The organism is Citrobacter sp. 506 (assembly GCF_050434985.1).
Lineage (GTDB): Bacteria > Pseudomonadota > Gammaproteobacteria > Enterobacterales > Enterobacteriaceae > Citrobacter > Citrobacter braakii.
Genome location: NZ_JBNDJN010000001.1, coordinates 135,970 through 161,973, shown reverse-complemented (window position 1 = coordinate 161,973; position 26,004 = coordinate 135,970). Strand labels below are relative to the sequence as shown.

Below are 26,004 nucleotides of genomic sequence, written 5' to 3'. Positions count from 1 at the left end.
TAAACTGGTGCGGTGCATTTTAAGCCGCTTCATAAATGTAAGGTATTCCGGTGAATATTCAGGCTCTTCTCTCAGAAAAAGTCAGTCAGGCCATGATTGCTGCAGGCGCGCCTGCAGATTGCGAACCGCAGGTTCGTCAGTCAGCAAAAGTACAGTTCGGCGACTATCAGGCTAACGGCATGATGGCTGTCGCTAAAAAACTGGGTATGGCGCCGCGACAACTGGCTGAGCAGGTGCTGACTCATTTGGATCTCAACGGGATCGCCAGCAAAGTTGAAATTGCAGGCCCGGGCTTTATCAATATTTTTCTCGATCCGGCATTTCTGGCGCAGCACGTTCAGCAGGCGCTGGCTTCCGATCGTCTGGGCGTCACCCAACCGGCTAAACAAACCGTTGTGGTTGATTACTCCGCACCTAACGTAGCGAAAGAGATGCACGTTGGTCACCTGCGTTCCACCATCATCGGTGACGCTGCGGTGCGTACGCTGGAGTTCCTCGGTCACAATGTTATCCGCGCCAACCACGTCGGCGACTGGGGTACTCAGTTCGGTATGCTCATCGCATGGCTGGAAAAACAGCAGCAGGAAAATGCTGGCGAGATGGCGCTGGCTGACCTTGAAGGTTTCTACCGTGATGCGAAAAAACATTACGACGAAGATGAGGCCTTCGCGGAACGTGCCCGGAGTTATGTCGTGAAGCTGCAAGGCGGCGACGAGTACTTCCGTGAGATGTGGCGCAAACTGGTCGACATCACCATGTCGCAAAACCAGTTAACCTACGATCGCCTGAACGTCACCCTGACCCGTGACGACGTCATGGGTGAAAGCCTGTACAACCCGATGCTGCCTGGCATCGTGGCCGATCTCAAAGCTAAAGGCCTGGCTGTTGAAAGCGAAGGCGCTACCGTCGTATTCCTTGATGAGTATAAGAACAAGGAAGGTGAACCGATGGGCGTAATCATTCAGAAGAAAGATGGCGGCTATCTCTACACCACGACCGACATCGCCTGCGCCAAGTACCGTTATGAAACGCTGCATGCCGACCGCGTACTTTATTACATCGACTCCCGTCAGCATCAGCACTTAATGCAAGCCTGGACCATCGTGCGTAAAGCCGGTTATGTGCCGGACTCTGTGCCGCTGGAACACCACATGTTCGGTATGATGCTGGGTAAAGACGGCAAGCCGTTCAAAACCCGTGCGGGTGGCACGGTTAAACTGGCCGATCTGCTGGATGAAGCGCTGGAACGCGCACGCCGTCTGGTAGCGGAGAAGAACCCGGACATGCCTGCCGACGAGCTGGAAAAACTGGCGAATGCGGTCGGTATCGGCGCGGTGAAATATGCCGATCTGTCCAAAAACCGTACCACCGACTACATCTTCGACTGGGACAATATGCTGGCGTTCGAAGGGAACACTGCGCCGTATATGCAGTACGCCTACACCCGCGTACTGTCCGTGTTCCGTAAAGCGGATATCGACGAAAGCGCGCTGGCAAATGCGCAGGTGATTATCAGTGAAGATCGCGAGGCTCAGTTGGCTGCGCGTCTGCTGCAGTTTGAAGAAACGTTGACCGTTGTTGCACGTGAAGGTACGCCGCACGTGATGTGTGCGTACCTGTACGACGTTGCCGGTCTGTTCTCCGGCTTCTACGAGCACTGCCCAATCCTTAGCGCTGAAAACGAAGAGATTCGTAACAGCCGCCTGAAACTGGCACAGTTGACGGCGAAAACCCTGAAGCTGGGTCTGGATACGCTGGGTATCGAAACCGTAGAACGTATGTAAATCAGCTCACCTATCAGGCCTGACTCCGAAATTCGGACTCAGGCCTTTTTTATTTCTGTAACAGGCCATCTGTAACAACTCACAAGGAATGACACATTTCCGTAGAGATATGGAACATTTTTTGCCTGTCATCCCGTTTAAGCCTCCGTATCATGAGGCGGCGAATTAATCGGGTACGGGTCAATGACATTCAGAGATTTTGAAGCGGAGGAAAAACTCTTCCAGCGGCGTGTATTGGTGGCCTTTGGCCTGGTGGTCATCTGCTTTGGCATCCTGATTTACAATCTCTACAACTTACAAATCTGTCAGCACCAGTATTACACCACCCGCTCGAATGCAAACGACATCAAAATGCTGCCCGTGGCCCCGACGCGTGGCATGATTTACGATCGCAACGGCATCCCGCTGGTGCGCAACGTAACCTGGTACGACATTTCCGTTACGCCTTATAAAATCAGTGATATGAATTCCCTGATCAGGCAGCTCACGCCTATCATTGACCTCACTCCTGATGACATTGACCAGTTTCGCCATGCGCTGAAAGCCAGCAGCCGCTATCGCCCGGTCGTGCTAAAAAATGCGCTGACCGATGTGGAAATCGCCCGCTTCTCGGTTAACCAGTTTCATTTCAGCGGCGTCAATATCAATAGCTATGAAGACCGCCAGTACCCTTATGGCGCAGCGCTGGCGCATGTCCTTGGCTATGTGTCAAAAATCAATGACAACGACCTGAAAGCGCTGGATCAAAAAGGCCTGACAGAGAACTACGCCGCCGATCACAACATCGGTAAGCAGGGTATTGAGCACTACTATGAAAATGAACTGCATGGGAAAACCGGTTATCAGGAGGTCGAAGTTGATAACCACGGACGCATCGTACGCCTGATCAAAGATGTGCCGCCCGTTGCCGGAAAAGATATCCATCTGACGCTGGACCTCCATTTACAGCAATATATTGAGAGTCTGTTGGTGGGCCAGCGGGCCGCCGTTTTGGTTGAGGATCCGCATGACGGTTCCGTGCTGGCAATGGTTTCGAATCCCAGCTATGACCCCAACCCGTTTGTCAAAGGTATCAGCTATCAGGACTATAACAAGCTGCTTCAGGATAAGGACCTGCCGTTAATCAACCGCGTCACGCAGGGGTTGTATCCTCCCGCCTCCACGGTCAAACCGTACATGGCGATGTCAGCGTTACTGGACGGCGTGATCACGCCGCAGACCCGTTTCTTCGGCGCCCCCACCTGGACGCTCCCCGGCACTGAGCGACATTACCGTGACTGGAAAAAAACGGGCCATGGTATGCTGGATGTCACCAAAGCAATTGAAGAATCTGCCGACACATTCTTTTATCAGGTGGCATATATGATGGGGATTGACCGTATTAACAGCATGCTCAGCCAGTTTGGCTATGGCAAGCCGACCGGCATCGATCTTGGTGAGGAGTATAACGGCCTGCTCCCGAGCCGCGAATGGAAGCAGAAAGTGCATAAAAAAGCCTGGTATCAGGGAGATACCATTTCGGTTGGCATCGGTCAGGGATACTGGATTGCCACGCCGATCCAGATGGTTAAAGCCATGGTCGCGCTGATTAACAACGGCAAGGTTATCGCCCCTCACCTGCTACGTGATGAAGAGAGCGGAAAAGTCATCACGCCGTACCAGGCTCCCGAAGCACCGTCACAAATTGCCTCTGCTTCGTCCCCCTACTGGGGGCTGGTGCGTCAAGCGATGTTCGGCATGGCGAATGAGCCAAACGGTACCGGTTATAAGTTCTTTCACACCGCGCCTTACGGCATTGCAGCGAAAAGTGGCACATCACAGGTCTTTAGCCTGAAAGAAAATCAGACCTACGATGCGAAAATGATCCCCGTGCGTCTGCGCGATCACGTGTTCTATACCGCATTTGCGCCATATAAGAACCCAAAAGTCGCCATAGCGTTAATTCTGGAAAACGGCGGCAGCGATGGCGTCACCGCCGCACCAGTCATGCGTCAAATCATGGATCATCTGTTTGCTGCGCAGGACGACGACGCACAAGCGGGTCCGATAGCCGCAACGCCATCGGACACCGATATCAAAAATACTTACGCAAGTATTCGGTAAGGCACAGCATCGCCATCGCCTGACCGTAAGGCATGGAGGTCCGGGGGATGTTGCGGTAGAAATCGAGATTGTGGCCCATCCCGGTACCAAACGAGGTATGCAGCAATTCACCTTCCGGCGAAATATGTTGCACAATGCCTCTGATGGCTTTTTCGGCTACAGCCGCATAGTCTTGTCCGACATAGCGTTTACGTACCGCTTTGAGGATCCCATAGGCAAATCCGGCGGTTGCCGAGGCTTCCAGATACGACTGCGGGTCGTCCAGCAAGGTGTGCCACAGTCCGCTTTCATCCTGGCACTTCGCCAGCGCCGCGATTTGCGCGTTCAAAACCTGCACCAGATAGCGGTGCACTGCATTGTTTTCCGGCAAATCAAGTAATTCGAGGAAATCCGGGATGACTATAGTTAACCAGCTGTTGCCACGCGCCCAGCGAGCGTTGGCGAAGTTATGCTGTCCTTCATAGCTCCAGCCGTGGAACCACAGCCCCGTTTCTTTATCCATCAGGTTTTGCACGTGCAGCAGGAACTGATAGGTTGCCTCTTCAATATACTCGGGACGGTTGAGCAACTTGCCAATCTTCGCCAGCGGTAAGACCGTCATCATCAACGTGTCATCCCACATCTGCTGGTGATTTTCTTCCGCCAGCGTAATGTGCTGCATACCGCCGAATTGGGTACGCGGCATATCATGCATTGCCCACTCAGCCCAGCTGTCGAGCCACGGCAGATACGCGGGATTACGCGTCTCTTCATAGCGATATGCCAGCGTTAAAAACGGCGCCATGGTGTTAACGTTTTTGGTCGTTGCACCTTCCGCAAAGCGATCGGCAAACCAGTTGTCGATAATATCGCGCATCGTGGCATCGCCGGTTTGCTGATAATACTGATACATCCCGTACAAGCCGATGCCGTGCGTCCACTCCCATCCCGCCCAGCCTTTGGTATCAATAACGCGTCCGTCATCCAGACGTAGCAAGAACTCGCCGGTCTCGTCATGAATATTGACCAGGTTATGCGTCACCTTTTTGATCAACGCTTTTAATTCATCCCTGGCAATAAAATGTTCTGGCTGGCGCAACAATGGGCTATGTTTAACCGGATAAACAATCATTTACTTAACCTCTGTCAATGTCGAATTCAATACAGCACCCTTTTCCAGTTTCGGTGCCGCTGGTTTATTACGATTCAGGTAACCAATATTGTTGTTACCCCAAAGTGATTCATAAGGCATGCCCGATAGCATCTCTACGGTCGCGCGTCCTTTAGCGGACAGTCCTTCCAACACGGGTTGCCCGGACTCACGCATTTTTGCTGTCTCTTCACGCAGGGTGCTGTGCGTTTGCAGGTTCAGTTTGAAGCGCAAGGAAACCAGGAAACCCAGCGCCAGAACAATCAGCGTTCCGCAGCTCAGAATTAACAGGATGGTATGGCTGACCGCCACGGGCTGTGCGCTCTGACCGGAGACAAAACCAGACAACTGCATCACAATCCCCACCAGCATCACCGCTCCCGCCTGCGACGCTTTACGCGTTAACGTCATAATGCCGGCGAAGATCCCTTCCCGACGCTGACCGGTGATCACTTCGTCAACGTCGGCAATATAGGTGTAGATATTCCAGGGAACGTAGTTGATACCACCGCGTCCCAAACCCGCAACGGCGGAAACCAATAGCAACAGAGAATAAACATCGCTTAATCCGGCGTAATACAGCCCCGCATAGGAGAGTGAACTGAGGCCAAACAGGACGACCACCATGCGATAAGACGGCGCAGGTCCGAAACGGATGCACAATGGGATCATGGCGATAACGGCAATAAACTGGAAGATAGCCATCGTACCCAGCAGGTTTGACGCCATCGATGCTTCCTGCATCAGCACAAACACCACATAGTAAGTAAAGACGGCGTTAAAGACGTCCTGGGCAATATAGCCGCCAAGATACATTCCTAAATGCTGGCGAAAGATACGGATGCGCAGTGTTGAACTCAGTTCCACAAATAAACGGTTCATACTCTGACTCAAGGTCAGGCTTTTCTTCTCTTCTTCGGCTCGCAGCGCCGCCTCAGTCCACTCTTCCCGTGGGCGTTCCCAGGTAAAGAACCAGACGAAGGTCAGCATCAGTGCACACAGCACAGAAAACACCAGGCTGGCGTAGAAAAAAGAGACGGGGTTGTCCTTGCCAAACAGCGTCAGCAGAACGCCGGGTAAGAATGAGGCCAGAATGGCAGACATTTGCGCCATCGAAATGCGCGCGCCGGAGAATTTAGTTTTCTGTTTAAAGTCATCGGTCATTTCGGGTACCAGCGTTTCGTATGGCACCAGAATCATGGTGTAGACCACGTCAAAAATCAGATAGGTGAGCAGGTAGTACCAGAACCCCATATCACCCACCCACATTAGTGAGTAGCTAAAGACACAGGGTATCCCCAACAGAATAAAAAACTTGCGTCGCCCAAAGCGTTTGCCGAGCCAGGTGGAGCCAAAGTTATCGGTTAAAAAACCCATTAATGGGCTAACAACAGCATCCAACACCCTGGCGGTAGCGAAGATAAAGGTTGCTTCGATTGGCGTCAGGCCACAGAACGTCGTGTAAAAATAGAGTAGCCAGGCCGCGGTTAACGCCGTGGTGCCTGCGCCTAAAAAATCCCCCGAACCGTAGGCGAAATAGTTAACCAACCCAATTTTACGTGTATTCATTGCCGTTACCCCTGCACATTATTGGGAGGCCCCGCAATCCTCGCTTTGACATTGGGCCTCCTTACACGGCCACAGTAAAAGCTAACAGCAAGTGAAACCTTTCTATTTTTGCCAGGGGTATTCGTGAAATGGCAACAGCACAAAGAGTCCGGCAACGTATGTCACCTATTTTATAAAACAGCGTTTCTATTTAATCAAAGAGGCGGACTAGAATTGCGAAGCAGCCAGCAGTTTCTGCTGCTGGCCGGAATGAAGGGAGGCGTTAACGATAGTTCACAATCACCTGATTGCTCTGAACCTGTAAGGCGGGGATCAGGCGACCGCCACCGGGTACTTCCCAGACAAAATGCATCGGTTCGATGGCGGGAACATTATTGAATCCGTTGGTGGTCCCGCTTTGCCCGTCCAGCTCAACACAGCGGGACTGGGAACATAAACGTACCCGTAAACCCGCAGGCGTTGGGCCATTGAGCTCATAGCGCCAGGCCACCAGCGTCATCAACCCCGAGACCGGCTGACTGGGCGTCAGAGGTGCAGACGAGGCTGACTGGCCGCGGTGATTTAAAGTAATCCCCATGCCGCTGGCCTGCCAGGCGCCTTCTCCGGCAGCCTGCGCTACCAGAGGAAAAAACAACAACCACAGTAATTTACGCATTACTTACCTCCAATAGTCGCCGTCATACGGATATGGCGGTTGTCAGACAGCTCCATGTTCGATAACACCACCAGTTGCGGAATGCTGCGACGTAAAAAGCGAGCCAGTAACGGACGCAACGCGTGGTTAACCAGCAAGACCGGCGGCGCACCCAACATTTCCTGACGGGACAGCGCTTCCTGAGTCTGGGCCAGCAGTCGGTCTGCAAGACCCGGCTCCAGACCGCCGCCGCCCTGCAGCGCCTGCAGAAGCAAACGTTCGAGCGGGGTATCAAGGCCGATAACCTGAACCTCTTCATTACCCGGGAACCACTGCTGAGTGATGGCGCGTCCCAACGCAACACGTACCACCGCGGTAAGCTCATGCGGATCGTTTTGCAGCGGTGCATGTTCAGCCAGCGTTTCGAGAATGGTGCGCATATCGCGAATCGGTACTTTCTCATCCAGTAAGTTCTGCAGCACTTTATGCAGCGTAGTGAGCGTCACGACACCCGGGACCAGGTCTTCTGTCAGTTTTGGCATCTCCTGCGAGACGCGGTCCAGTAGCTGTTGCGCCTCCTGACGGCCAAACAGCTCAGCAGCGAACTGCCCAATCAGGTGATTAAGGTGCGTGGCGACAACGGTACTGGCTTCAACAACCGTAAAGCCCTGAATCTGCGCCTGTTCCTTCAATGCGCTTTCAATCCAGATAGCGTCCAGACCGAAAGCCGGATCGACCGTTTTCTCGCCCGGCAGCGACCCGGCGGCGGTACCAGGGTTAATGGCCAGCCAGCGTCCCGGATAGGCGTCACCGCTGCCAATTTCCACCCCTTTCATCAAAATACGATAGCGGGCTGGCTGCAGATCCATATTGTCGCGGATATGTACCACCGGCGGCAGAAAACCCATATCCTGGGCAAATTTCTTACGAATACTGCGAATTCGCCCCAGCAACTCGCCATCTTGCTGAAAGTCCACCATTGGGATCAGGCGGTAGCCTACCTCCATCCCCAGTGAATCCTCCAGCTGTACGTCATTCCATGTTGCTTCCACCACGGAGTTGTTTTCCGGCATTTTCACCGGCTGCGGCTCATCCGGGGCTTTTTGCTCACGACCACGCATCCACCAGGCCAGACCCAGTAACGCGGCGGTAAACATCAAAAACACCAGGTTCGGCATGCCCGGAACCAGACCCAAAAGACCAAGCACCGCCGCACTAAGCAGCATGACACTAGGATTACTGAACAGTTGGGTCACCATCTGTTCGCCTACGTCCTGGTCGGTACTCACGCGGGTCACGATAACCCCCGCCGCGGTGGAGATTACCAGCGCAGGAATTTGCGCCACCAGCCCGTCACCGATGGTCAGCAGGGTATAACTTTCCGCTGCGCTACCCATGCTCATACCATGCTGCAACACCCCGACTAACAGACCGCCGACCACGTTGATCACCATGATCAAAATACCGGCGATGGCATCTCCACGTACGAATTTACTCGCACCGTCCATAGAGCCGTAGAAATCCGCTTCCTGCGTCACCTCCGAGCGTCGTTTTTTGGCTTCATCTTCGCCAATCAGACCCGCATTCAAATCCGCATCAATCGCCATCTGCTTGCCGGGCATACCATCCAGCACGAAGCGCGCGCCAACCTCGGCGATACGCCCGGCACCTTTGGTGATAACCATAAAGTTGATAATGACGAGAATAACGAAGACCACGATACCGATCGCAAAGTTACCGCCCACCAGGAAGTGACCAAAAGCTTCAACCACCTTTCCCGCCGCCGCCGCGCCGGTATGCCCTTCCATTAAAATGATACGCGTCGACGCAACGTTCAGGGCGAGGCGTAATAATGTGGTAAACAGCAAAATCGTCGGGAATGCGGCAAACTCCAGCGTACGCTGGGTGAACATCGCCACCAACAGCACCATGATCGACAGCGCAATGTTAAACGTGAACAGCAAATCGAGGACGAAAGCCGGCAACGGCAACACCATCATCGACAGGATCAGCAGGATAAGGATCGGTCCGGCAAGGATTTGCAGTTGCGTGGATTTCAGGTTGCTGGGCAAACGCAACATCGCGACCAGATTAGCCATCAGTATTCTTCTCGTTCATGAAATCCAGTGCTTCAGGCACCGGAAGGTTTTCAGGTTGTGGTGGACGCTTGCCGCCGGCGAGACGCCAGCGTTTTAGCTGCCATACCCATGCCAGCACTTCGGCAACGGCGGCATATAATTGACCCGGTATTTGTTGACCAATCTCAGCATGACGGTATAGCGCACGCGCCAGCGGCGGCGCTTCTAACGTAGGGACTCGATGTTCAGCGCCAATCTCACGAATGCGCAGCGCCACCAGCCCCGCGCCTTTGGCAACAACTTTCGGCGCGCTCATTTTGTTCTCGTCATACTTCAACGCCACCGAATAGTGCGTGGGGTTGGTAACAATCACGTCTGCTTTCGGCACATCCGCCATCATGCGACGCTGCGCGGCCGCGCGCTGCATTTGGCGTATTTTGCCCTTAACGTGCGGGTCGCCTTCGCTTTGCTTAAATTCGTCACGGATATCCTGACGCGACATGCGCAGCTTTTTCAGATGGCTGTAAATCTGGAAAAAAACGTCGAACCCCACCATTGGAATAACGCCAAGCACCACCAACAGCGCGCACATACCAACTAAATCCAGGGCGTTGCCCATCGCCGTAATCGGCGATTCCGCCATCAGACGCATCATCGCCGGCCAGTTATGCCAGAGATAAAATCCGGCCACGCTCCCCACCAGCGTGGATTTCAGTATCGCTTTGAGCAGTTCCGCTCCGGTTTGCGCTGAAAACATGCGTTTAATGCCCGGCAACGGATTCAGCTTAGAGAACTTGGGCTGCAGAGATTTACCGCTGAAAATCAAGCCGCCAAGCATCACCGGGGAGATTAATGCCACCAGAACGACGCCGGTAATCAACGGTAACAGCGCAATCATCGCGTCTTTAATCAGCAGGATGATTTGGCTGAGGATCAGGTTAGGGTCATTGACCATACTGTGGTCAAAACGTAATCCGGCCGACAGCATACCGGCCAGTCTGCGGGCAAGCGACTCCCCGCCAATCCAGATAATGCACACGCCCACCAGCAAAATAAGCAGTGAGGTCAGTTCTTTGGATCGGGGGACCTGCCCTTCTTCCCGTGCTTTTTCAAGTCGGTGGGGTGTGGGGGCTTCTGTTTTGTCGTCGTCGCTTTCTTCTGCCACGGCATTACTCTCGTCGTCACGGTCACGAGTATTATCGCGACCGCAACCATTGCCAATGCGTCGAATAGCGAAACGAAAACAGAGGAATTCGAGCGTTCGTTTGCCACGACAGCGCGAACGCTGCCGTGACAATCACGCGGTTAGCGCTGCCAGATAACGCGATAATGGCCCGATCCCACCTGCGCGCCATAGCCGCCGTCTACTGGCGCGAAGTCGAGGCCATCGGTATCGAGCAGCGTTTGTGCGCCATCGAGGATCACCATTGAGTGAGTATTCGGCGGAATATCTACCTCAAGAGTGATGGTCTGCAAGCCATCGCGCGCCGGTTCCTGCGTCCAGTGGACGGCAATATCACCATATACCGAGCCGTATCGCGCTTTCAGCCATGTCAGGCCACCGCCCGGAATAGGCCGCAGTACCGAAGATTTAAAGCCCGGCGCGTGTTCTTCGGTATTTATTCCCGCCGCCACGCGATACAGCCATTCACCGATCGCCCCGTAGGCATAATGGTTGAAGGAGTTCATGTCCGGGCTCCACATTGTGCCATCCGGTTTCACGCCATCCCAGTGTTCCCAAATCGTCGTCGCCCCGGCCTTTACCTGATACAACCAGCTTGGGAAGTCCTCTTTCATCAGTAATTGCCACGCCGCGTCGGCCTGCCCGTTTTCGCTCAATGCGTGACAGAAATAGGGGGTGCCGACAAACCCCGTCACCAGATGACCGTCATTTTCCGCCAGCAGTTCCAGCAGCGTTTGCACGGTGCGCTCGCGGTGCGCGTCCGGCACTAACTGGAAGTAAAGCGCCAGAATATGCGCCGTTTGCGTGCGCGCCGCCAGCCGCCCGGTGGCGGTAAAAAACTCATTGCGGAAGCTTTCGACAATCGCGGTATGCAGCGCCTGATAATGGGTGTGATCAACGTCATTTCCCAGTGCTTTGGCTGATTTCGCCAGCAGCAGCGTGGACAACGCATAGTAGGCCATGCAGGTCAGTTCATTCGGCGTTGCGCCAAAATAGCTGCCCTCTTTGGCATCCAGCGCAACCCAATCGCCAAACTGCAGTTTCCACGACCACTGGTTCTCAACAGCGTTGTCATGCATAAACTCCACCCAGGCTTTCATGCTGTCGTACTGGCGGGCCAGCGTCTGTTTATCGCCGTACATCAGGTACAGCGTCCACGGGTTAATCACCGCCGCATCGGCCCAGGCGGCGGCGGAATGGGTGCGCCCGTGGGATAAAAAGCGGTCGTTGTCGCATTTGCCGGTGAGGATATCGGGGATGACGTGCGGCACACCGCCCTCCGGCGTTTGGTCATGCTGAAGATCGGTCAGCCATTTGGCAAAAAAAGTGCGCGTCTGCATCAGATAACTGGCGGTGCGGCAGAAAATTTGCGCATCGCCCGTCCATCCCAGACGTTCATCGCGCTGCGGGCAGTCGGTTGGGATATCGACGAAATTGCCCTTAAGCCCCCACATGATGTTGTGATGCAGTTGGTTGAGATCCGCGTTTGAGGTTTCAATGTGACCCGTCGGCGTCATCGCGGAATGCAGCACGACCGCGACAAAATCATCCCGCGTCGGCGTGCCAGGCCAACGTTCAATCAGCACATAACGGAAACCCTGAAAGGTAAAATGCGGGTGATAACATTCTTCGCCATCGCCGCGTAAGGTGTAATCAATGCACTGTTTGGCGGTGCGCAGGTTCGCCAGATAAACATTGCCTTCGGCATCCAGCACTTCAAAATGGCGCAGCACCACGCGCTCACCTGTCGCACCGCGCACCCGAAACTCCACCCAGCCGCTGAGGTTCTGGCCAAAATCAAGCACCGTCTCGCCTTTTGGCGTCGTGATGATTGAGCACGGCGCAAGCCGTTCTATTTCTTGTACCGGGCAGGCCGTTTGCGGTTGCAGCACCGACGTCTCTACCGCAAGCGTCGTCACCGCACGCCAATGCCCGGCGCTAAACGCAGGCTCGCTCCAGCCGCGCTGCTCCCGACGTGCGTCATACACTTCGCCATCATAAATTTCAGCAAACAAAATCGCGTCATCGCAGCCCTGCCAGTGTGCATCCGTGGCGATTATCCGCTGGCTACCATCGCGGAGCGTCACCACCATATGGCAAATAAACCCCGTCTGCTGGCCGTAATAGTTGCGATAGCGGTTGAAGCTCATATCCCCTTTATACCAACCCGCTCCCACCATCGCGCCAATCACGTTTTCGCCTTCTCGCAGGTGCTCGGTCACATCCCAGGTTTGATACAACAGATGGTGGTGGTAGCTCGTCCAGCCGGGCGATAACTCATCACGCCCGACTTTTTCGCCGTTGATCCACAGTTGGTACAGCCCCAGCGCGCTGGCATGTACCACCGCCGAAACAATGTCATCACCGTCGGGCAAACTGAACGCATGGCGCAACAACGTGCCTTTTGAGTTGTCTTTATCCTGCGGCGTTTCAGCCGAGATAAACACCCCTTGCCACGCTTGCGCTGGCAGGCCGGTAATAAACGTTGCCGCCGGGCTCCAGCCGCTCTCTTCACCGTGGTTGTCGGTAATATGCACCCGCACAAAATAGCGCGTCGAGTGCTGGCAGGCGACGTCGGGCAATTCGATATTACTGGAGCGGTCATCGTGCATTTCGCCGCTGTCAAACAGGCATTGGGCAAAATCTTCTTGCGCCGACAGCTGCAAACGCCAGCTACGCTGCTGTACATCGCGCAAGGTACTGGTGATTATCCAGCCGAAAACCGGTAGCGTTTCGCAGCCCGTCAGCGTGGTTTCATAGTTGAGCGTAATCTTTTCTACTGCCAACATAATTTTTCCCTCAGTGGCTCATATTCAGGCTTTGGCCCGCAAAGTATCGTGCGACGCCTGTCCGTTATCAGACGTCGCCACCATTTCTGTTTCTGCATTAAATTCATTACGTTGCTTGCCGTGGAAGCACAGCCAGCCGATAACCATGCCTATCGCCACAATCGCCGTCAGCAGGCAATAAAGAACCACCGGCCCCGCGCTCAACAGCACAGGAGTGACGAACGCCAACAAGCCGCAGGTCAGACGGGCGACACCGACAATCACCCCTTGCGCGGTGGCGCGTAGCATGGTGGGGAATGACTCTTGCGCCCACACTTTCATGATGCCTTCGAAGGCAAATCCTGTGCCGATATTGGTAAACAGCAGGCAGCAGAACCAGGAGAGCGGTGAGAAATTAAACAGTACCGGCACGAAATAACCACCGGACATCATCACCGCGCCAAAAATAAAGAATGGAACCCGTTTTGAGGTATCAACGACGCGCATAAACATCAACCCAGACGCCACGCTCACTGGCAGAATCAACAGCCCCCACAGCGAGTGCGTGCTGACCGAAATGCCCACCACATTTACCGCTACATAAGCCCCAAACTGCCCGCCGGTATTGGCCGCCAGATTGGTGAAGGTATAAAAGATGCACAGCGAGATAAACGGCCACAGGTATTTGCCTTCGAGCAGATCGCGCCAGCCGGTTTTCTGCGCCCGCACGGTGGCGATGCCACGACGCAGTTCATCCTTTGCCGCCAACCACAGCGGCGACTCAGGGATAGACCAACGCAGGATCATCAGCACAACCGCCACCAGCCCAACGTGCATATACATGATTTGCGCGCCAATCACCCCCCAGTCGCCGACGATAGCGGAGATCCCCATCGTGGCGCCAATTCCCACCAGCCAGAGTAAATTGGACAAGCCGATAATTTTGCCGCGGTTTTCATCGTTCGCCGCTTCGGAGATAGTCGCCAGAGAGACGGGTAAATCAGCCCCTGTCGCCAGCCCCACCAAGAGTGTGCCCAGCACCAGGAACGGGAAGTTCAAACCAAAGGCCAGCGCCAGCGTGCCGATAAAAATCATCGCCATCGTAATAATAAAAACATTACGACGACCAATACGGTCTCCAAGACGACCGCCACCAAAAGCCCCAGCGGCAATACTCAGCGTTAATAATCCAGATAAAATGCCAATTTGTAGTGCAGTAATACCCATTGTTTTTTGATAAATGACTAAGGCTGTACCACTGGAAACAATAGCCGCCGAATCAATATATGATGCCATTCCAGACACCACTCCAATATACCAGGGGTTAGGTGTTTTATTTTTTGACATAACGATTCCCTTAAATTTACAGACAGTATGGCGAGAAATAAGCGTATGGCCTACCCCCGTCACGATGAATGGTAGTAATAATTTTTTATTGTTATTAACCTAACAATTAAATCGCAATTAAAACTCGTGAATGAAGTTCACGTTCATGGCTTGGAGGATAATGAAAATACCGTCGGTACGATTCAGTCAACCTGATCGCATTCATAAAACCACAACGTGCCGCAATTTCACTGATGGTTTTATCCGTAGTGCGCAATAATTCTTGAGCTTTTAATACACGATACAACATCTGGAATTTAACCGGAGTATAACCGGTCACTCGCTTAATTAAGCGATACATCGTGCGCCTGGCAACACCGTTATCATCACTCAACATATTCCAGTCCAAATGACGCAAGCTACTGGTCTTGAGCATACGGATCAGGTTGGCTCGCCCTCGCTCATCAGGACTAAGCGCCTCGGTTTGGCGGTCGCACTGGCAAAGCGTGTTGATGATGTTCAGCAAAGCGACTTCACACAATGAAAAATAGAGCACGTCATAGTTACTCTCGTTACGTGAGATTATCTCCTGGCTCAATACCTCAATACGCGCCAGCGCTCCCTGAGTTAACGCCAGCGCGGTAGGCTGTAGAAGTTTTTCTTTTATACAATCGAGCAAATTATCAATGTGCTGTAAAAAATGAAAACTGCGCGGGCGACGAATCAATATATTAATAACCGACAGATTATTAGTTGAAACATAACTATGGGTATCGTTAGCGGTCACTAAAAAAAAGTCACCCTGACAGATAAAACGAACCAAGTCATTAATAATATGAAACCCGCTACCGCTACGGACAATCACCAGTTCATCAAAATCATGCCCGTGCACACCTTCCATTAATTGGTTATTCATCGAAAAAAGACAAAACGCATGTTGCTCTGAATGAAAAAAATCATTCTCACGTAAAATTCGCATATCTCCCCCGCCGCTATTCGAGTAAAAACACTCGGGATATCGATAAATAACCTACTGACATAATATATTGCCTTGCACTGATAACCATTTAACTGCAATTATTATGACAAGTCTATATATCGCACTGTCACTCAGGCGTAACCTGCTGTGACCTCAGCATCATTTCGGTAAATAACCGCCAAGTTATGGCATAAAAAAGAGGATATACGCCGTGCAGATGAACCCACCTCATCCAGGCATTCAACCGGTTATCGTAGGCTATTAGTGAAAGAAATATATATTGGCGAATCATTTTACGCGAACTGTTTATGCACCATAGGATTTACATTTATTATTTTATAATAAACACACACTCTACATTATATTAAAAACGAATTAATAAACATTAAAACATAAATGTCGCCAAACAATTAAAAATAGATCTTATTCGCTATTGATAAAAAAAGAAATCAAATTATAATCCGCAAAAATCAGCAAGGCTTATATCTAATAGCAGGGATTGATACACCGGTTACACTATTCACTAAAAGATTATCAATCTCTTAAATAGAATTACAGTGAATGGATTAAATAATATTATTAACAGATGGAGTTTGTTAAAATGAAGTTACGTTATAAATTAATATCCGCAGTCATTCTCACGATGGCGACCACCAGTAGTGCATTCGCTGATGAAGCCAATGCCGGAATAATTCATTTCACCGGTGAACTGATAGAGCCAAGTTGTGTCATTGAGGGCGATGCCGGTAGTACAGATAGCACGGTTCCTTTAGGCACTTATCCAACGTCGTTGTTTAACGAAGGCGGTGTGGGTACCGAGTCGCCGTTGAAATCGTTTACTATTACGCTGAAAAACTGCCCGGTTGCCACCACAGGTCTGCCACAAGTGCAGCTCACCTTTCAAGGCACCCACGCGTTAACGGGCAGCACCAGCTTACTGGATGTTAGCGAAATTACCACCGTGGCTGATAACCCTGGCGGCAGTAACCCAGTTGCCACCGGTGTGGGTATTGCCGTTTCACCTGCGGGTGCAGATACGACATTGTTAACGATGGACGCCGCCGAAGGCCAGGTCTATATCGACCTGCCCGATACAGCGGGTGATGCCATTCTTGCTGAGTTTAATGCCCGCTATAAATCCTTCGCAGCGCTCACTACCGCGGGTGCGGCAGACGCCGATATGACCGTGAATATTGTCTATCGTTAATCACGCCGCAATACAGACCGTTGTTTAATATTAAACAGAGCCAGTCGCCACTGGCTCTGTTTAGCGGATTCTTTCGCTATTTCGCAGGGATTTGCGATGCGTAAAATAATTTCATCTGTTTTTTTGCTGCTGCCTCTTATCATTAGCACCGTGGGTCCCTGCGATGCAGCAGGCATTCGTATTGGTCGCACCCGTGTCGTTTACGATGCCAATAAAAAAGAGGTCGCATTATCGCTCGCTAACGAGGATAACGAATTACCGTGGCTGGTTCAGTCATGGACCGACACCGGCGACGGGAAAACCCGTGGCCCCTTTATTATTACCCCGCCGCTGTTTCGCCTTGACCCGCAAAAAGAGCAAAACCTGCGTATCACCTGGTCAGGCGCAGCCGTCGCTCAGGACAAAGAGTCACTATTTTACATTAACGTCCGTACGATACCCGCCGTCGCCAAAGAAGAGGGCAGTATCGACAAAAACGTCCTCCGGCTGATTTATAAAACCCGACTCAAACTGTTCTTTCGCCCCAAAGGTCTGGCAGGGTCGCCGGGCGAAAACTGCAAAAACCTGCGTTTTAGCCGTAACGGCAACGTCCTGCGCGTGGTCAACGAGGGAGCTTTCCACAGCATCTTCGACTCTGTGAAGCTGGGTGACACACTGCTTAAAAAAGCCGACATGGTGACACCAAAAAGCAGCGCCGAGATACCGCTACCGGCCAATGCCAACGGGCAATCGGTCACCTGGCGCTGTATTAGCGACTACGGCAACGCGACCCCTCCCTTTACTACCTCGCTGTCGAAGGGATAATTCGAATGGTAAAAACGTTGACACAGCCCCAGCCATACTGGCGGCTCAACCCGCTATTACAAGCGCTGGGTGCGGTTCTGCTTTTGTTCTCAACTCAGCCGTACGCCCGCGAATACTACTTTCCACCCACCGGGCTGGAAGGCGATGCAGCGCTGCACGAGGATGTTGATCTATCATTGTTTTCCAACAATAAAGCGCAGCTCCCCGGGACTTACTCATCAACGGTAGTGATTAACAAGCAGCGTTCAAAACAGCAGGATATCAACTACCTCAACGACGCCAGCGGCGAATTACAGCCGCAGATTACCCCCGCGATGCTGCGCGACTGGGGCGTACGCGTGGAGGCCTTTAGCGAACTGGCCGCACTGCCCACTGATAAACCACTGCCCAAAGCACTGGGGGAGTACATTACGGCAGCCACGGCGATCTTCGATTTTAACGCCATGATGCTGCGTATCAGTATGCCGCAGGCGGCGCTGGATGAACACAGCCGCGGCTCGGTAGATCCTTCGCGCTGGGACAACGGCGTGCCGGTTCTGTTTGCCAACTATGCATTTTCTGGCTCGCAAAATGACAGCGGCAATGGCGGCACTGACAAAAACCAATACCTGAACCTACAAAGTGGGCTAAATCTCGGCGGCTGGCGGTTGCGTAATTATGCCACCTGGGACAAAAACGACGATGAGCAGTCCTGGCAGTCGCTGCAAACTTATATTCAGCATGACGTACAATTTCTCAAGTCTCAGTTCACCGCTGGTGAAAACAGCACCCGTGGTGAGGTGTTCGACAGCGTGCAATATCAGGGCGTTAACCTCGCTTCCGACGAGAATATGCTGCCCTTTAGCCAGCGAGGCTTCGCGCCAACCATTCGCGGTATTGCCAACAGCAATGCTGAAGTCTCCGTGCGGCAAAATGGCTACCTGATTTATCAGGCTAACGTCGCGCCAGGGGCGTTTGAAATTAACGATATCTCGTCCACCTCTAACAGCGGTGACATGGAAGTAACGATTAAAGAAGCCGATGGCAGCGAGCGCCACTTTACCCAACCCTACTCCAGCGTGGCGGTCATGCTACGCCCTGGTCGGGTAAAATATGAAGTCACTGCCGCCCGTTATCGTGCCAATAACAACAGCGGCGACAAAGAGCCGATGTTTGTGCAGGGCAGCGCCATTTATGGTCTGAACAATATTTTCACGTTGTTTGGTGGGCTAACGGCTGCGGAGGATTATCAGGCTGGCGTTGGCGGCGTCGGCGTCGCGCTGGGCACTATTGGATCTGTTTCCGCAGATGTCACCTGGGCAAAAACCACGCTGGATAACGGTGAACAGCACGATGGGCAGTCTTACCGCTTGCTGTACAGCAAAAATATTGAAACTACCGACACCAACATCACACTGGCCAGTTATCGTTATTCCACCAGCGGCTATTACAGCTTTGCTGATGCCAATCAGAGAATAGATGATGATAATGGCGATGATGACTGGCGCTATCAGTACAATAAACGTAACCGCATTCAGGCCAGCATCAGCCAAAGCATTTTCTCCAGCAGCCTGTATCTTAACGGCTACCAACAGGATTATTGGGGAACCTCACGCAAAGAACGTAATTTATCCGCAGGCTTTAGCACCACCGTCAACGGCATCAGCTACCATCTGGCCTATACCTACAGCAAAAATGACGATAGCGACAGCGATCGAATCGTCTCCTTCAGCCTTAGTGTGCCGCTGAGCCGCTGGCTGCCGAATAGCTGGGCGAGCTATAACATCAGCAACAGCCAACGCGGCGATACCAACCAGAATGTTGGGCTGGGCGGCACATTACTTGACGACCAGCGCTTGAGTTATTCACTACAGCAGAGCCACACCAACCATGACGGCACGGGTAACAGCAGCATTTACAGCACCTACCGCTCGCAGTACGCCAACTTAAGCGGCGGCTATTATTATGCGTCTGACGATTCCCGACAGATCAGCTACAGCGTCAGCGGCGCCGTAGTGGCGCATCCTCACGGCGTCACCCTGGCACAGCCGTTAAGTAGCGAATTTGCCATCGTCGATACCGATGAGGCTTCCGGCTTGCGCTTTCAGAATCAGCGTGGCGTGCAGAGCGATAGCTTTGGCAACGCGATCATTCCATCCCTTTCCGCCTATCAGGAAAATCGCATTGTGCTGGACACCACCACATTGCCGGATGATGTCGATACCAATGCCACCGTCGTCACCGTGGTTCCCACCCGCAACGCAGCCGTCACCGCCCATTTCAGCACCTGGGTTGGTTATCGTGTACTGGTCACCTTGCGGCGTGAAAGCGGCAGTCCCGTCCCCTTTGGCGCGTTTGCTAGTGTCGATGGGCAAACACAAACCGGTATTGTCGATGAAAACGGCGTGCTCTACCTGGCAGGTATCACCGATGGCATGACCATTACGGTGAAATGGGGCGATGGGCCAGAACAGCAGTGCCGTGCAACGCTGGCTCTGGCAACCGATTCTGATAGTAACAACCCAACGGGAATACGTAACACGCGCGCACAGTGTCTTCAGGAGAAAAAACATGCTCAGCCTTAACCAAAAGCGCGGGCTCGCCGGTCTGATACTCTTCAGCGCCGCAGGATCTTGCGCAGCTACGCCACTACAAAACTGCTTTAGCTCGCCGGGCATCTATACGACCCGTATCGAACAAGACGTCGTGGCGGCCAACAACCTTTCCGGAATGACACACAATGCGGGACACATAGTCTCTGCGGGTGGGCCTATCACCGCCAACTGTCGCTGCCCATCAGACATGCAAACCGGCAGCAGGGCCACTGTTTATTCCATATCTTTTGCTGGTAGTCCATTACAGCGAGGGACTTCAAGAGAGGGCGTTGGTTTCCTCACCGAAAAGCTGGACGTTAAGCTGGCAGGATATCCTGATGCCATCAATCACCAGGATGGTAATAACATGGTCGATATCGACATTGACGTTTACCCCACCCTGACCATGCAGAAATATGCCGACGCCAACACAAAATCCACGGAATCACAGCAATCCGTATGCAGTGATGAAACCCGGCCTGTCGGCGCCAGCACGGTAAAACGCCAGTTTCAGTGGAATGTCATTGCCGCCACTTTCTATCTTAAAAAACCGGTGTTTGGTGAAGAGATTTTCCAGCCACAAACCGTCGTGGAAAACTATGCTTGCCTGTACTACGGTTCCAGCAACAATCCTAACGGCTGTACCGTACCTGAGAAGGTGTCCGAGATTCGCCTCGGCGGCGTTCTCCGCGCCCCGCTCAGTTGCACCATTAACGCGGGGAGTCAGATTGAGGTTGAGTTTCCGGTTCTTACTACCAGCGCATTTACCACGCCAGGCGTTCCGCCTGCTAATGGCATTAAATCGGTCGATATCTCTTACCATTGTGACAATCCCGCCACAGATAATCAGGACAAAATCAAAATGACCCTAACCGCCGACCACGGGAATAGCGGCAGCGACGGCTACATTGCCAAAATGTTAGGCCGCGACGATATCGGCGTCAGGATGTATGACGACAACGATACAGCCGTCAAGCTCGATGGCTCGTTTGACTTCCCGATAACCCTGGATGAACAGGGCAACGGCGTAATTAAAATGACCGCCGCCCCAGTGAGCACCACCGAGAGGAAACCGGTAGCCGGTAAATATGAAGGCAACGTCACCGTAAAAATGGATATTAAGTAAAGAGAACGATAGGTATCTGTAGGCCGGATAACGCGCAAGCCGTTATCGGTTAGAATGCCCGGCGGCGAGCGCCTGCCGGGCCAGCAAATAAAAACGCTACGGATCAGAACCCGAGGCTATCCAGCAGGTCGTCAACCTGATCCTGACTTGCCACCACGCCGGCTTTTGAGGTGTCAACCTGCGGGCCGTTAAGCAAGCTTTCGTTTTCACGTTTTGGACGAGCGCCCTGCTCTGGAATGTTTTCCAGCAGAACCATCAGCAGCTGACGCTCAATCTCCTGGATAACATCCATCATGCGCTTGATGACCTGACCGGTGAGGTCCTGGAAATCCTGCGCCATCATGATGTCCAGCAGTTGAGCGTTAGTAAAGCTGGTATGCCCTGGCACATCACCCAGGAACTGGCGGGTATCGGTGACCAGTTCACGGGCGTCAGACAGCTCGATCGGATTTTCGAACCATTCATCCCAGCGTTTGGTCAGGTCTTTGGCACCTTTTTCCATCGCGTCCTGGTGCGGCTGCGAAGCTTCCACGCTGTTCAGCGCGCGCTCGGCCGCCTGTGCGGTCATCTGCACAACGTAATCAAGACGATCGCGGGCATCGGGAATCGCTTCTGCCGCTTCGGCAATGGCCTGATCCAGCCCCAGTTCACGCAGGCTGTCGCGCAGCATTCGGGTCAAACTGCCGATGCGCGCGATGATGTCCCCGGCTGAATGTTCGTCAGCAGGTTTAATTTGTGGTTGCATCATCATTATCACACCCTCACATGCCCAGTTTCTCAAAGATTTTATTGAGTTTCTCTTCTAGCGTCGCCGCCGTGAACGGTTTCACGACATAACCACTGGCGCCAGCCTGTGCCGCCGCAATGATATTCTCTTTCTTCGCTTCCGCCGTAACCATCAGCACCGGCAGGGCCGACATTCCGCCATCAGCGCGAATGGTTTTCAGCAGTTCCAGGCCATCCATGTTCGGCATATTCCAGTCGGAAATGACAAAACCAAATCCCCCAGCCTGCAGCTTATTCAGCGCGTCCACGCCGTCTTCGGCCTCTTCAACATTGTTGAAACCCAGTTCTTTGAGCAGGTTACGCACGATGCGACGCATGGTGGAAAAGTCATCCACAACCAAAAACTTAAGCTCTTTATCCGCCATAAAAAATAAACTCCTGATTCAAATACGTATTGCCTGTCCGGCACTGATTTTCGCCAGCATTTGCTGGCTTACCTGGCTAAGATCGACCACTTCGCTTACGCCACCCATATTGATGGCCTCGCGCGGCATGCCGAACACCACACAACTTGCTTCGTTTTGCGCAATGGTCCAGGCACCCGCCTGGTTCATCGCTAACATTCCGGCGGCGCCATCGTTGCCCATACCCGTCAGGATCACTCCCACGGCATTACGCCCCGCATGTTTTGCCACCGAATGGAACAGCACATCCACTGAAGGCCGATGCCGGTTAACCGGTGGACCATCATGAATTTTGATCTGGTAGTTCGCCCCGCTGCGCGCCAGTTCCATATGCTTGTCACCAGGGGCGATATACGCATGCCCTGGGAGCACGCGCTCCCCGTCTTCAGCCTCTTTCACGGTGATCTGACACAGTTTGTTCAGACGCTCGGCGAATGAGCGGGTAAATCCTGGCGGCATATGTTGGGTAATAAGAATACCGGGACTTGAAAGCGGCAATGGCTGGAGTACATGGCGAATTGCCTCTGTTCCTCCGGTTGAGGCGCCAATCGCCAGCAGTTTTTCAGAACTGAGTAACGGTCCCGCTTTCAAGGTCACCTGTGCCGTCATGGGTTTGTGGGCCGCCAGTTTTGCACGCGACGCGGTGCGGATCTTCTCAGCGATCATTTCGCTGTAGGCCAACATCCCTTCACGGATCCCCAACTGTGGTTTGGTGACAAAATCAATCGCCCCCAACTCCAGCGCCCGCAGCGTGACCTCAGAACCTTTACCGGTCAGCGAAGAGACCATAACCACTGGCATCGGACGCAGACGCATCAGCTTCTCAAGAAAGTCGAGGCCGTCCATGCGCGGCATTTCCACATCCAGCGTCAGGACGTCGGGATTGAATTTTTTGATTAAATCCCGGGCAACCAACGGATCCGGCGCCGTCGCCACCATTTCCATATCACTGTGGCTGTTAATAATTTCGGTCATGATTTGACGCATCAGTGCAGAATCATCAACCGATAAAACCCTGATTTTACTCATGCTTTATCCTTACCTGGCGCATGCGCATACACCGTCTGTCCACGCAAGCTAAACTCGCGCACGAGGTTGCTAAAGTTTTCTGAATGACCTGCAAACAGCAGCCCATCTGGTTTAAGAAGTGGAACAAAACGGTGCAAAATGTCCTGCTGCGTCGTTTTGTCGAAATAGATCATTACGTTACGGCAAAATATGGCATCGAAGGGGCCTGGCACGTTGTACTGCTTATCCAGTAAATTCACGCTGGAAAATTCAACATGTCCCGCCAGTTCCTGCCGAACGCGTACCAGTCCTTCATGCGGTCCGGTGCCGCGCATGAAATAACGCTGTAGCTGCTGCGGTGACAGCGTCTTTAGCTCATCAAGGCGGTAGATGCCGCTTCTGGCTTTTTCCAGCACTTCGGTATCAATGTCGCTGGCAAAAACACGCCAGCGGCCCGGAGCCATACCTAAGGTATCGGCGAGCGTAATCGCAATGCTGTACGGCTCTTCTCCGGTTGACGCCGCCGCGCTCCAGACACGGTATTCACCGCTGCGCCGACGAGCATGATCTGACAGCACTGGAAAATGATGCCCTTCGCGAAAAAATGCGGTCAGATTGGTAGTCAGAGAGTTAATAAAAGCCTGCCACTCAGCACTGTTCTGGTTAGCTTCCAGCATGCTGAGATAGCGACCAAAGTCATCCAGTCCCAGGGTTCGCAGACGGCGGACCAGGCGGTTATAAACCATGTCCCGCTTATGGTCGGCCAGTACGATCCCCGCACGCTGGTAGATTAATTGACATATCCGACGAAAATGCGCGTCAGACAGCGCGAGGCGCTGTGTCATCTGTAACAATAATGACGTTTGCCCAGGGGGCAGAGATGATGTCATAGCGCCTTCTCAATCACATTCAGGATACAACGGGCACAACCTGCGGCTGCGCCAATTCTTGTTTTGCTACGGTTTGCTCTTCAAGCTTAAAAAATGCGACACAGGCAGAAAGATTATCGGCCTGCATGGCAAGTTGTCCGGTGGCGGATGCGGCTTCTTCCACCAGCCCGGCGTTTTGCTGCGTCACGGAGTCCATCTGGCTGACGGCCTGCGCCACCTGCTCGATGCCTCTGCGCTGTTCATCAGACGCAGAGGCAATCTCGCCCATGATGTCGTTAACCCGGGTAACCGAGCTGACAATTTCCGTCATGGTGCGCGCTGCCATATCAACCAACTGCGAGCCCTGATGCACTCGGGTGACAGACTCCTCAATGAGCCCCTTAATTTCTTTCGCCGCCTGTGCGCTACGGCTTGCCAGATTGCGTACTTCGCCAGCAACCACGGCAAAACCACGCCCCTGCTCACCCGCGCGAGCGGCCTCAACCGCAGCATTCAGCGCGAGGATATTGGTCTGAAAGGCAATGCTGTCAATCACGCCGATGATGTCGCCAATTTTCTGCGAGCTCGCGGAAATCTCATGCATGGTGCTGGCGACCCGGGACGTCTGTTCGCCGCCTTTATGCGCTGTATCTGCCGCACTTTTGGCAATTCCTGACGCCTGGCGCGCGTTATCCGCATTCTGTCCTACGGTGGCGGTCAGTTGTTCCATGCTGGCTGCCGTTTGCGCCAGCGCGGCCGCCTGCTGTTCAGTGCGCGAAGACAAATCGTTATTGCCCATCGCGATTTCTGAAATACCGCTATGCATGGCTGAGCTGCCCTGGCGTACTTCGCTTACCGTTTCACGCAGTGCCTGCTGCATCTTCTTCAGACTGGCAAAAATGGCTGAGATCTCATTGCGCCCATAAACCGCTACTGGCCGGGCCAGATTACCCGCGGCAATGCTGTCGAAATGACTGCCCACGATAGCCAGCGGCTGGACAATCATCTTGCGCGACCAGTACAGCGCACCGCTGGTGAGCAGTGCCGCCAGTACCACCATGGTGGCGAAAATCCCCCCCGACATATGGTAATTTCGCTGGCTCTGCTCTCCTGCCGTTTGCAACACGCGATCAATGTTGCTCTGCCACGCATTCACATTTGCATCAAAAGCATCCTGAGCAGCCTGCACCGGCGCGGTCAGAAAATCTGACAACTGATTGTTTTCAAGCCAGGTGGCCTGATGCGCAAGAGCGCTGTGCCACTGGCTGAAACTTTTCTCCGTTGCGCCAAACAGCGCCTTCCCTTGTGCCGTCGTATCCGATGTCGCCATAAAGCGTTTAAACATCAATTCAGACTGCGCCAGGCTATCACGTGCGAGGGTCATCAGCGTGTTGATATCCTCTGGCGGATAGCTCAGGGCGGTCAGCGTCCCTGCCTTATTAAGGGCCGTACTGGCCTGTAATAACACAGCGCGGGTTTGGGCCAGCGCAGCGCGTTGCTGATTACTTCGTTCGACCTGATTCAGGTTCTGAAAACCGTCCCGAAATGCCCAGAAGGACAAGCCATTACTGCCAATCTGCAAAACACCGCAGAGGATTAAAATCAAAAACAGCGTGGTCGAAATTCGAATACGATTAAACATCAACGCTCCCATTGGGCGGCACTGGCCGCGGT

19 protein-coding genes are annotated in these 26,004 nt (G+C 53.1%); 6 read left to right on the top strand and 13 right to left on the bottom strand.

Annotated elements, in window-relative coordinates; all coding sequences use genetic code 11:
• Nucleotides 1–50: 50 nt before the first annotated feature.
• Together argS and mrdA are read left to right on the top strand one after the other, a co-directional pair.
• Nucleotides 51–1,784, top strand: coding sequence for an arginine--tRNA ligase (gene argS / locus ABIE10_RS00890; protein WP_016153423.1), 1,734 nt, complete (start codon nt 51–53; stop codon nt 1,782–1,784).
• Nucleotides 1,785–1,967: 183 nt separating this feature from the next.
• Nucleotides 1,968–3,887, top strand: coding sequence for a penicillin-binding protein 2 (gene mrdA / locus ABIE10_RS00885; protein WP_287119270.1), 1,920 nt, complete (start codon nt 1,968–1,970; stop codon nt 3,885–3,887).
• On the opposite strand, the gene ABIE10_RS00880 is transcribed toward mrdA, so the two are convergent.
• From ABIE10_RS00880 to ABIE10_RS00845, 8 genes are all read right to left on the bottom strand, one after another.
• The gene (locus ABIE10_RS00880) at nt 3,859–4,998 is read right to left on the bottom strand and encodes a glycoside hydrolase family 88/105 protein (RefSeq protein ID WP_049283059.1); all 1,140 of its coding nucleotides are present in this window, start codon (nt 4,996–4,998) and stop codon (nt 3,859–3,861) included. The genes mrdA and ABIE10_RS00880 overlap by 29 nt on opposite strands.
• Complete coding sequence (locus tag ABIE10_RS00875; protein WP_103283733.1) at nt 4,999–6,585, bottom strand: MFS transporter; 1,587 nt, start codon at nt 6,583–6,585, stop codon at nt 4,999–5,001.
• A gap of 262 nt (nt 6,586–6,847) precedes the next feature.
• The gene (gene flhE / locus ABIE10_RS00870) at nt 6,848–7,240 is read right to left on the bottom strand and encodes a flagellar protein FlhE (RefSeq protein ID WP_019077041.1); all 393 of its coding nucleotides are present in this window, start codon (nt 7,238–7,240) and stop codon (nt 6,848–6,850) included.
• Nucleotides 7,240–9,318, bottom strand: a complete 2,079-nt coding sequence (gene flhA, locus ABIE10_RS00865; RefSeq protein ID WP_016153428.1) for a flagellar biosynthesis protein FlhA — start codon at nt 9,316–9,318, stop codon at nt 7,240–7,242. Before flhA ends, flhE begins: the two co-directional genes overlap by 1 nt.
• Nucleotides 9,311–10,462 carry a flagellar biosynthesis protein FlhB gene (gene flhB, locus ABIE10_RS00860; RefSeq protein WP_016153429.1) on the bottom strand — a complete coding sequence of 384 codons (1,152 nt, stop codon included), beginning with the start codon at nt 10,460–10,462 and terminating at the stop codon, nt 9,311–9,313. Before flhB ends, flhA begins: the two co-directional genes overlap by 8 nt.
• Before the next feature lie 140 nt (nt 10,463–10,602).
• Complete coding sequence (locus ABIE10_RS00855; protein ID WP_429154375.1) at nt 10,603–13,269, bottom strand: family 78 glycoside hydrolase catalytic domain; 2,667 nt, start codon at nt 13,267–13,269, stop codon at nt 10,603–10,605.
• Nucleotides 13,270–13,293: 24 nt separating this feature from the next.
• Nucleotides 13,294–14,595: an MFS transporter gene (locus ABIE10_RS00850; RefSeq protein ID WP_141875333.1), complete on the bottom strand. Its 1,302-nt coding sequence runs from the start codon at nt 14,593–14,595 to the stop codon at nt 13,294–13,296.
• 106 nt (nt 14,596–14,701) lie between these two features.
• Nucleotides 14,702–15,553 carry a helix-turn-helix domain-containing protein gene (locus tag ABIE10_RS00845; protein ID WP_047502126.1) on the bottom strand — a complete coding sequence of 284 codons (852 nt, stop codon included), beginning with the start codon at nt 15,551–15,553 and terminating at the stop codon, nt 14,702–14,704.
• A 601-nt stretch (nt 15,554–16,154) separates the two neighbouring features.
• Here ABIE10_RS00845 and ABIE10_RS00840 point away from each other — a divergent pair.
• The 4 genes from ABIE10_RS00840 (at nt 16,155) to ABIE10_RS00825 (ending at nt 21,263) form a co-directional block, all read left to right on the top strand.
• Nucleotides 16,155–16,760 (top strand): fimbrial protein, encoded by a 606-nt coding sequence (locus ABIE10_RS00840; protein ID WP_429154372.1) that lies wholly within the window; start codon nt 16,155–16,157, stop codon nt 16,758–16,760.
• A gap of 96 nt (nt 16,761–16,856) precedes the next feature.
• A complete protein-coding gene (locus tag ABIE10_RS00835; RefSeq protein ID WP_429154370.1) occupies nt 16,857–17,564 on the top strand; it encodes a fimbrial biogenesis chaperone in 708 nt (235 codons plus the stop codon).
• 5 nt (nt 17,565–17,569) lie between these two features.
• Nucleotides 17,570–20,128: a fimbria/pilus outer membrane usher protein gene (locus ABIE10_RS00830; protein WP_429154368.1), complete on the top strand. Its 2,559-nt coding sequence runs from the start codon at nt 17,570–17,572 to the stop codon at nt 20,126–20,128.
• Complete coding sequence (locus tag ABIE10_RS00825; protein ID WP_425135080.1) at nt 20,115–21,263, top strand: fimbrial protein; 1,149 nt, start codon at nt 20,115–20,117, stop codon at nt 21,261–21,263. The genes ABIE10_RS00830 and ABIE10_RS00825 overlap by 14 nt, the downstream gene beginning before the upstream one ends.
• Nucleotides 21,264–21,366: 103 nt before the next feature.
• Here ABIE10_RS00825 and cheZ read toward each other — a convergent pair whose 3' ends face one another.
• The 5 genes from cheZ to tap are packed head-to-tail and all read right to left on the bottom strand — an operon-like array spanning nt 21,367 to nt 25,972.
• Nucleotides 21,367–22,011 (bottom strand): protein phosphatase CheZ, encoded by a 645-nt coding sequence (cheZ, locus tag ABIE10_RS00820; protein ID WP_029139578.1) that lies wholly within the window; start codon nt 22,009–22,011, stop codon nt 21,367–21,369.
• 13 nt (nt 22,012–22,024) lie between these two features.
• Complete coding sequence (cheY, locus tag ABIE10_RS00815) at nt 22,025–22,414, bottom strand: chemotaxis response regulator CheY (protein ID WP_016153434.1); 390 nt, start codon at nt 22,412–22,414, stop codon at nt 22,025–22,027.
• 18 nt (nt 22,415–22,432) lie between these two features.
• Nucleotides 22,433–23,482 (bottom strand): protein-glutamate methylesterase/protein-glutamine glutaminase, encoded by a 1,050-nt coding sequence (locus tag ABIE10_RS00810; RefSeq protein WP_016153435.1) that lies wholly within the window; start codon nt 23,480–23,482, stop codon nt 22,433–22,435.
• Nucleotides 23,479–24,351, bottom strand: a complete 873-nt coding sequence (gene cheR / locus ABIE10_RS00805; RefSeq protein WP_016153436.1) for a protein-glutamate O-methyltransferase CheR — start codon at nt 24,349–24,351, stop codon at nt 23,479–23,481. The genes ABIE10_RS00810 and cheR overlap by 4 nt, the downstream gene beginning before the upstream one ends.
• Nucleotides 24,352–24,370: 19 nt before the next feature.
• Nucleotides 24,371–25,972: a methyl-accepting chemotaxis protein IV gene (gene tap / locus ABIE10_RS00800; RefSeq protein WP_104651435.1), complete on the bottom strand. Its 1,602-nt coding sequence runs from the start codon at nt 25,970–25,972 to the stop codon at nt 24,371–24,373.
• Between the last annotated feature and the right edge of the window lie 32 nt (nt 25,973–26,004).

Excerpts from the sequence above, each read along its gene's own strand:
- mrdA (WP_287119270.1), top strand. The coding sequence starts at position 1,968 with ATGACATTCAGAGATTTTGAAGCGGAGGAAAAACTCTTCCAGCGGCGT.
- ABIE10_RS00880 (WP_049283059.1), bottom strand. The coding sequence starts at position 4,998 with ATGATTGTTTATCCGGTTAAACATAGCCCATTGTTGCGCCAGCCAGAA.
- ABIE10_RS00875 (WP_103283733.1), bottom strand. The coding sequence starts at position 6,585 with ATGAATACACGTAAAATTGGGTTGGTTAACTATTTCGCCTACGGTTCG.
- flhE (WP_019077041.1), bottom strand. The coding sequence starts at position 7,240 with ATGCGTAAATTACTGTGGTTGTTGTTTTTTCCTCTGGTAGCGCAGGCT.
- flhA (WP_016153428.1), bottom strand. The coding sequence starts at position 9,318 with ATGGCTAATCTGGTCGCGATGTTGCGTTTGCCCAGCAACCTGAAATCC.
- ABIE10_RS00855 (WP_429154375.1), bottom strand. The coding sequence starts at position 13,269 with ATGTTGGCAGTAGAAAAGATTACGCTCAACTATGAAACCACGCTGACG.
- ABIE10_RS00850 (WP_141875333.1), bottom strand. The coding sequence starts at position 14,595 with ATGTCAAAAAATAAAACACCTAACCCCTGGTATATTGGAGTGGTGTCT.
- ABIE10_RS00845 (WP_047502126.1), bottom strand. The coding sequence starts at position 15,553 with ATGCGAATTTTACGTGAGAATGATTTTTTTCATTCAGAGCAACATGCG.
- ABIE10_RS00840 (WP_429154372.1), top strand. The coding sequence starts at position 16,155 with ATGAAGTTACGTTATAAATTAATATCCGCAGTCATTCTCACGATGGCG.
- ABIE10_RS00835 (WP_429154370.1), top strand. The coding sequence starts at position 16,857 with ATGCGTAAAATAATTTCATCTGTTTTTTTGCTGCTGCCTCTTATCATT.
- ABIE10_RS00830 (WP_429154368.1), top strand. The coding sequence starts at position 17,570 with ATGGTAAAAACGTTGACACAGCCCCAGCCATACTGGCGGCTCAACCCG.
- ABIE10_RS00825 (WP_425135080.1), top strand. The coding sequence starts at position 20,115 with ATGCTCAGCCTTAACCAAAAGCGCGGGCTCGCCGGTCTGATACTCTTC.
- cheZ (WP_029139578.1), bottom strand. The coding sequence starts at position 22,011 with ATGATGCAACCACAAATTAAACCTGCTGACGAACATTCAGCCGGGGAC.
- cheY (WP_016153434.1), bottom strand. The coding sequence starts at position 22,414 with ATGGCGGATAAAGAGCTTAAGTTTTTGGTTGTGGATGACTTTTCCACC.
- ABIE10_RS00810 (WP_016153435.1), bottom strand. The coding sequence starts at position 23,482 with ATGAGTAAAATCAGGGTTTTATCGGTTGATGATTCTGCACTGATGCGT.
- cheR (WP_016153436.1), bottom strand. The coding sequence starts at position 24,351 with ATGACATCATCTCTGCCCCCTGGGCAAACGTCATTATTGTTACAGATG.
- tap (WP_104651435.1), bottom strand. The coding sequence starts at position 25,972 with ATGTTTAATCGTATTCGAATTTCGACCACGCTGTTTTTGATTTTAATC.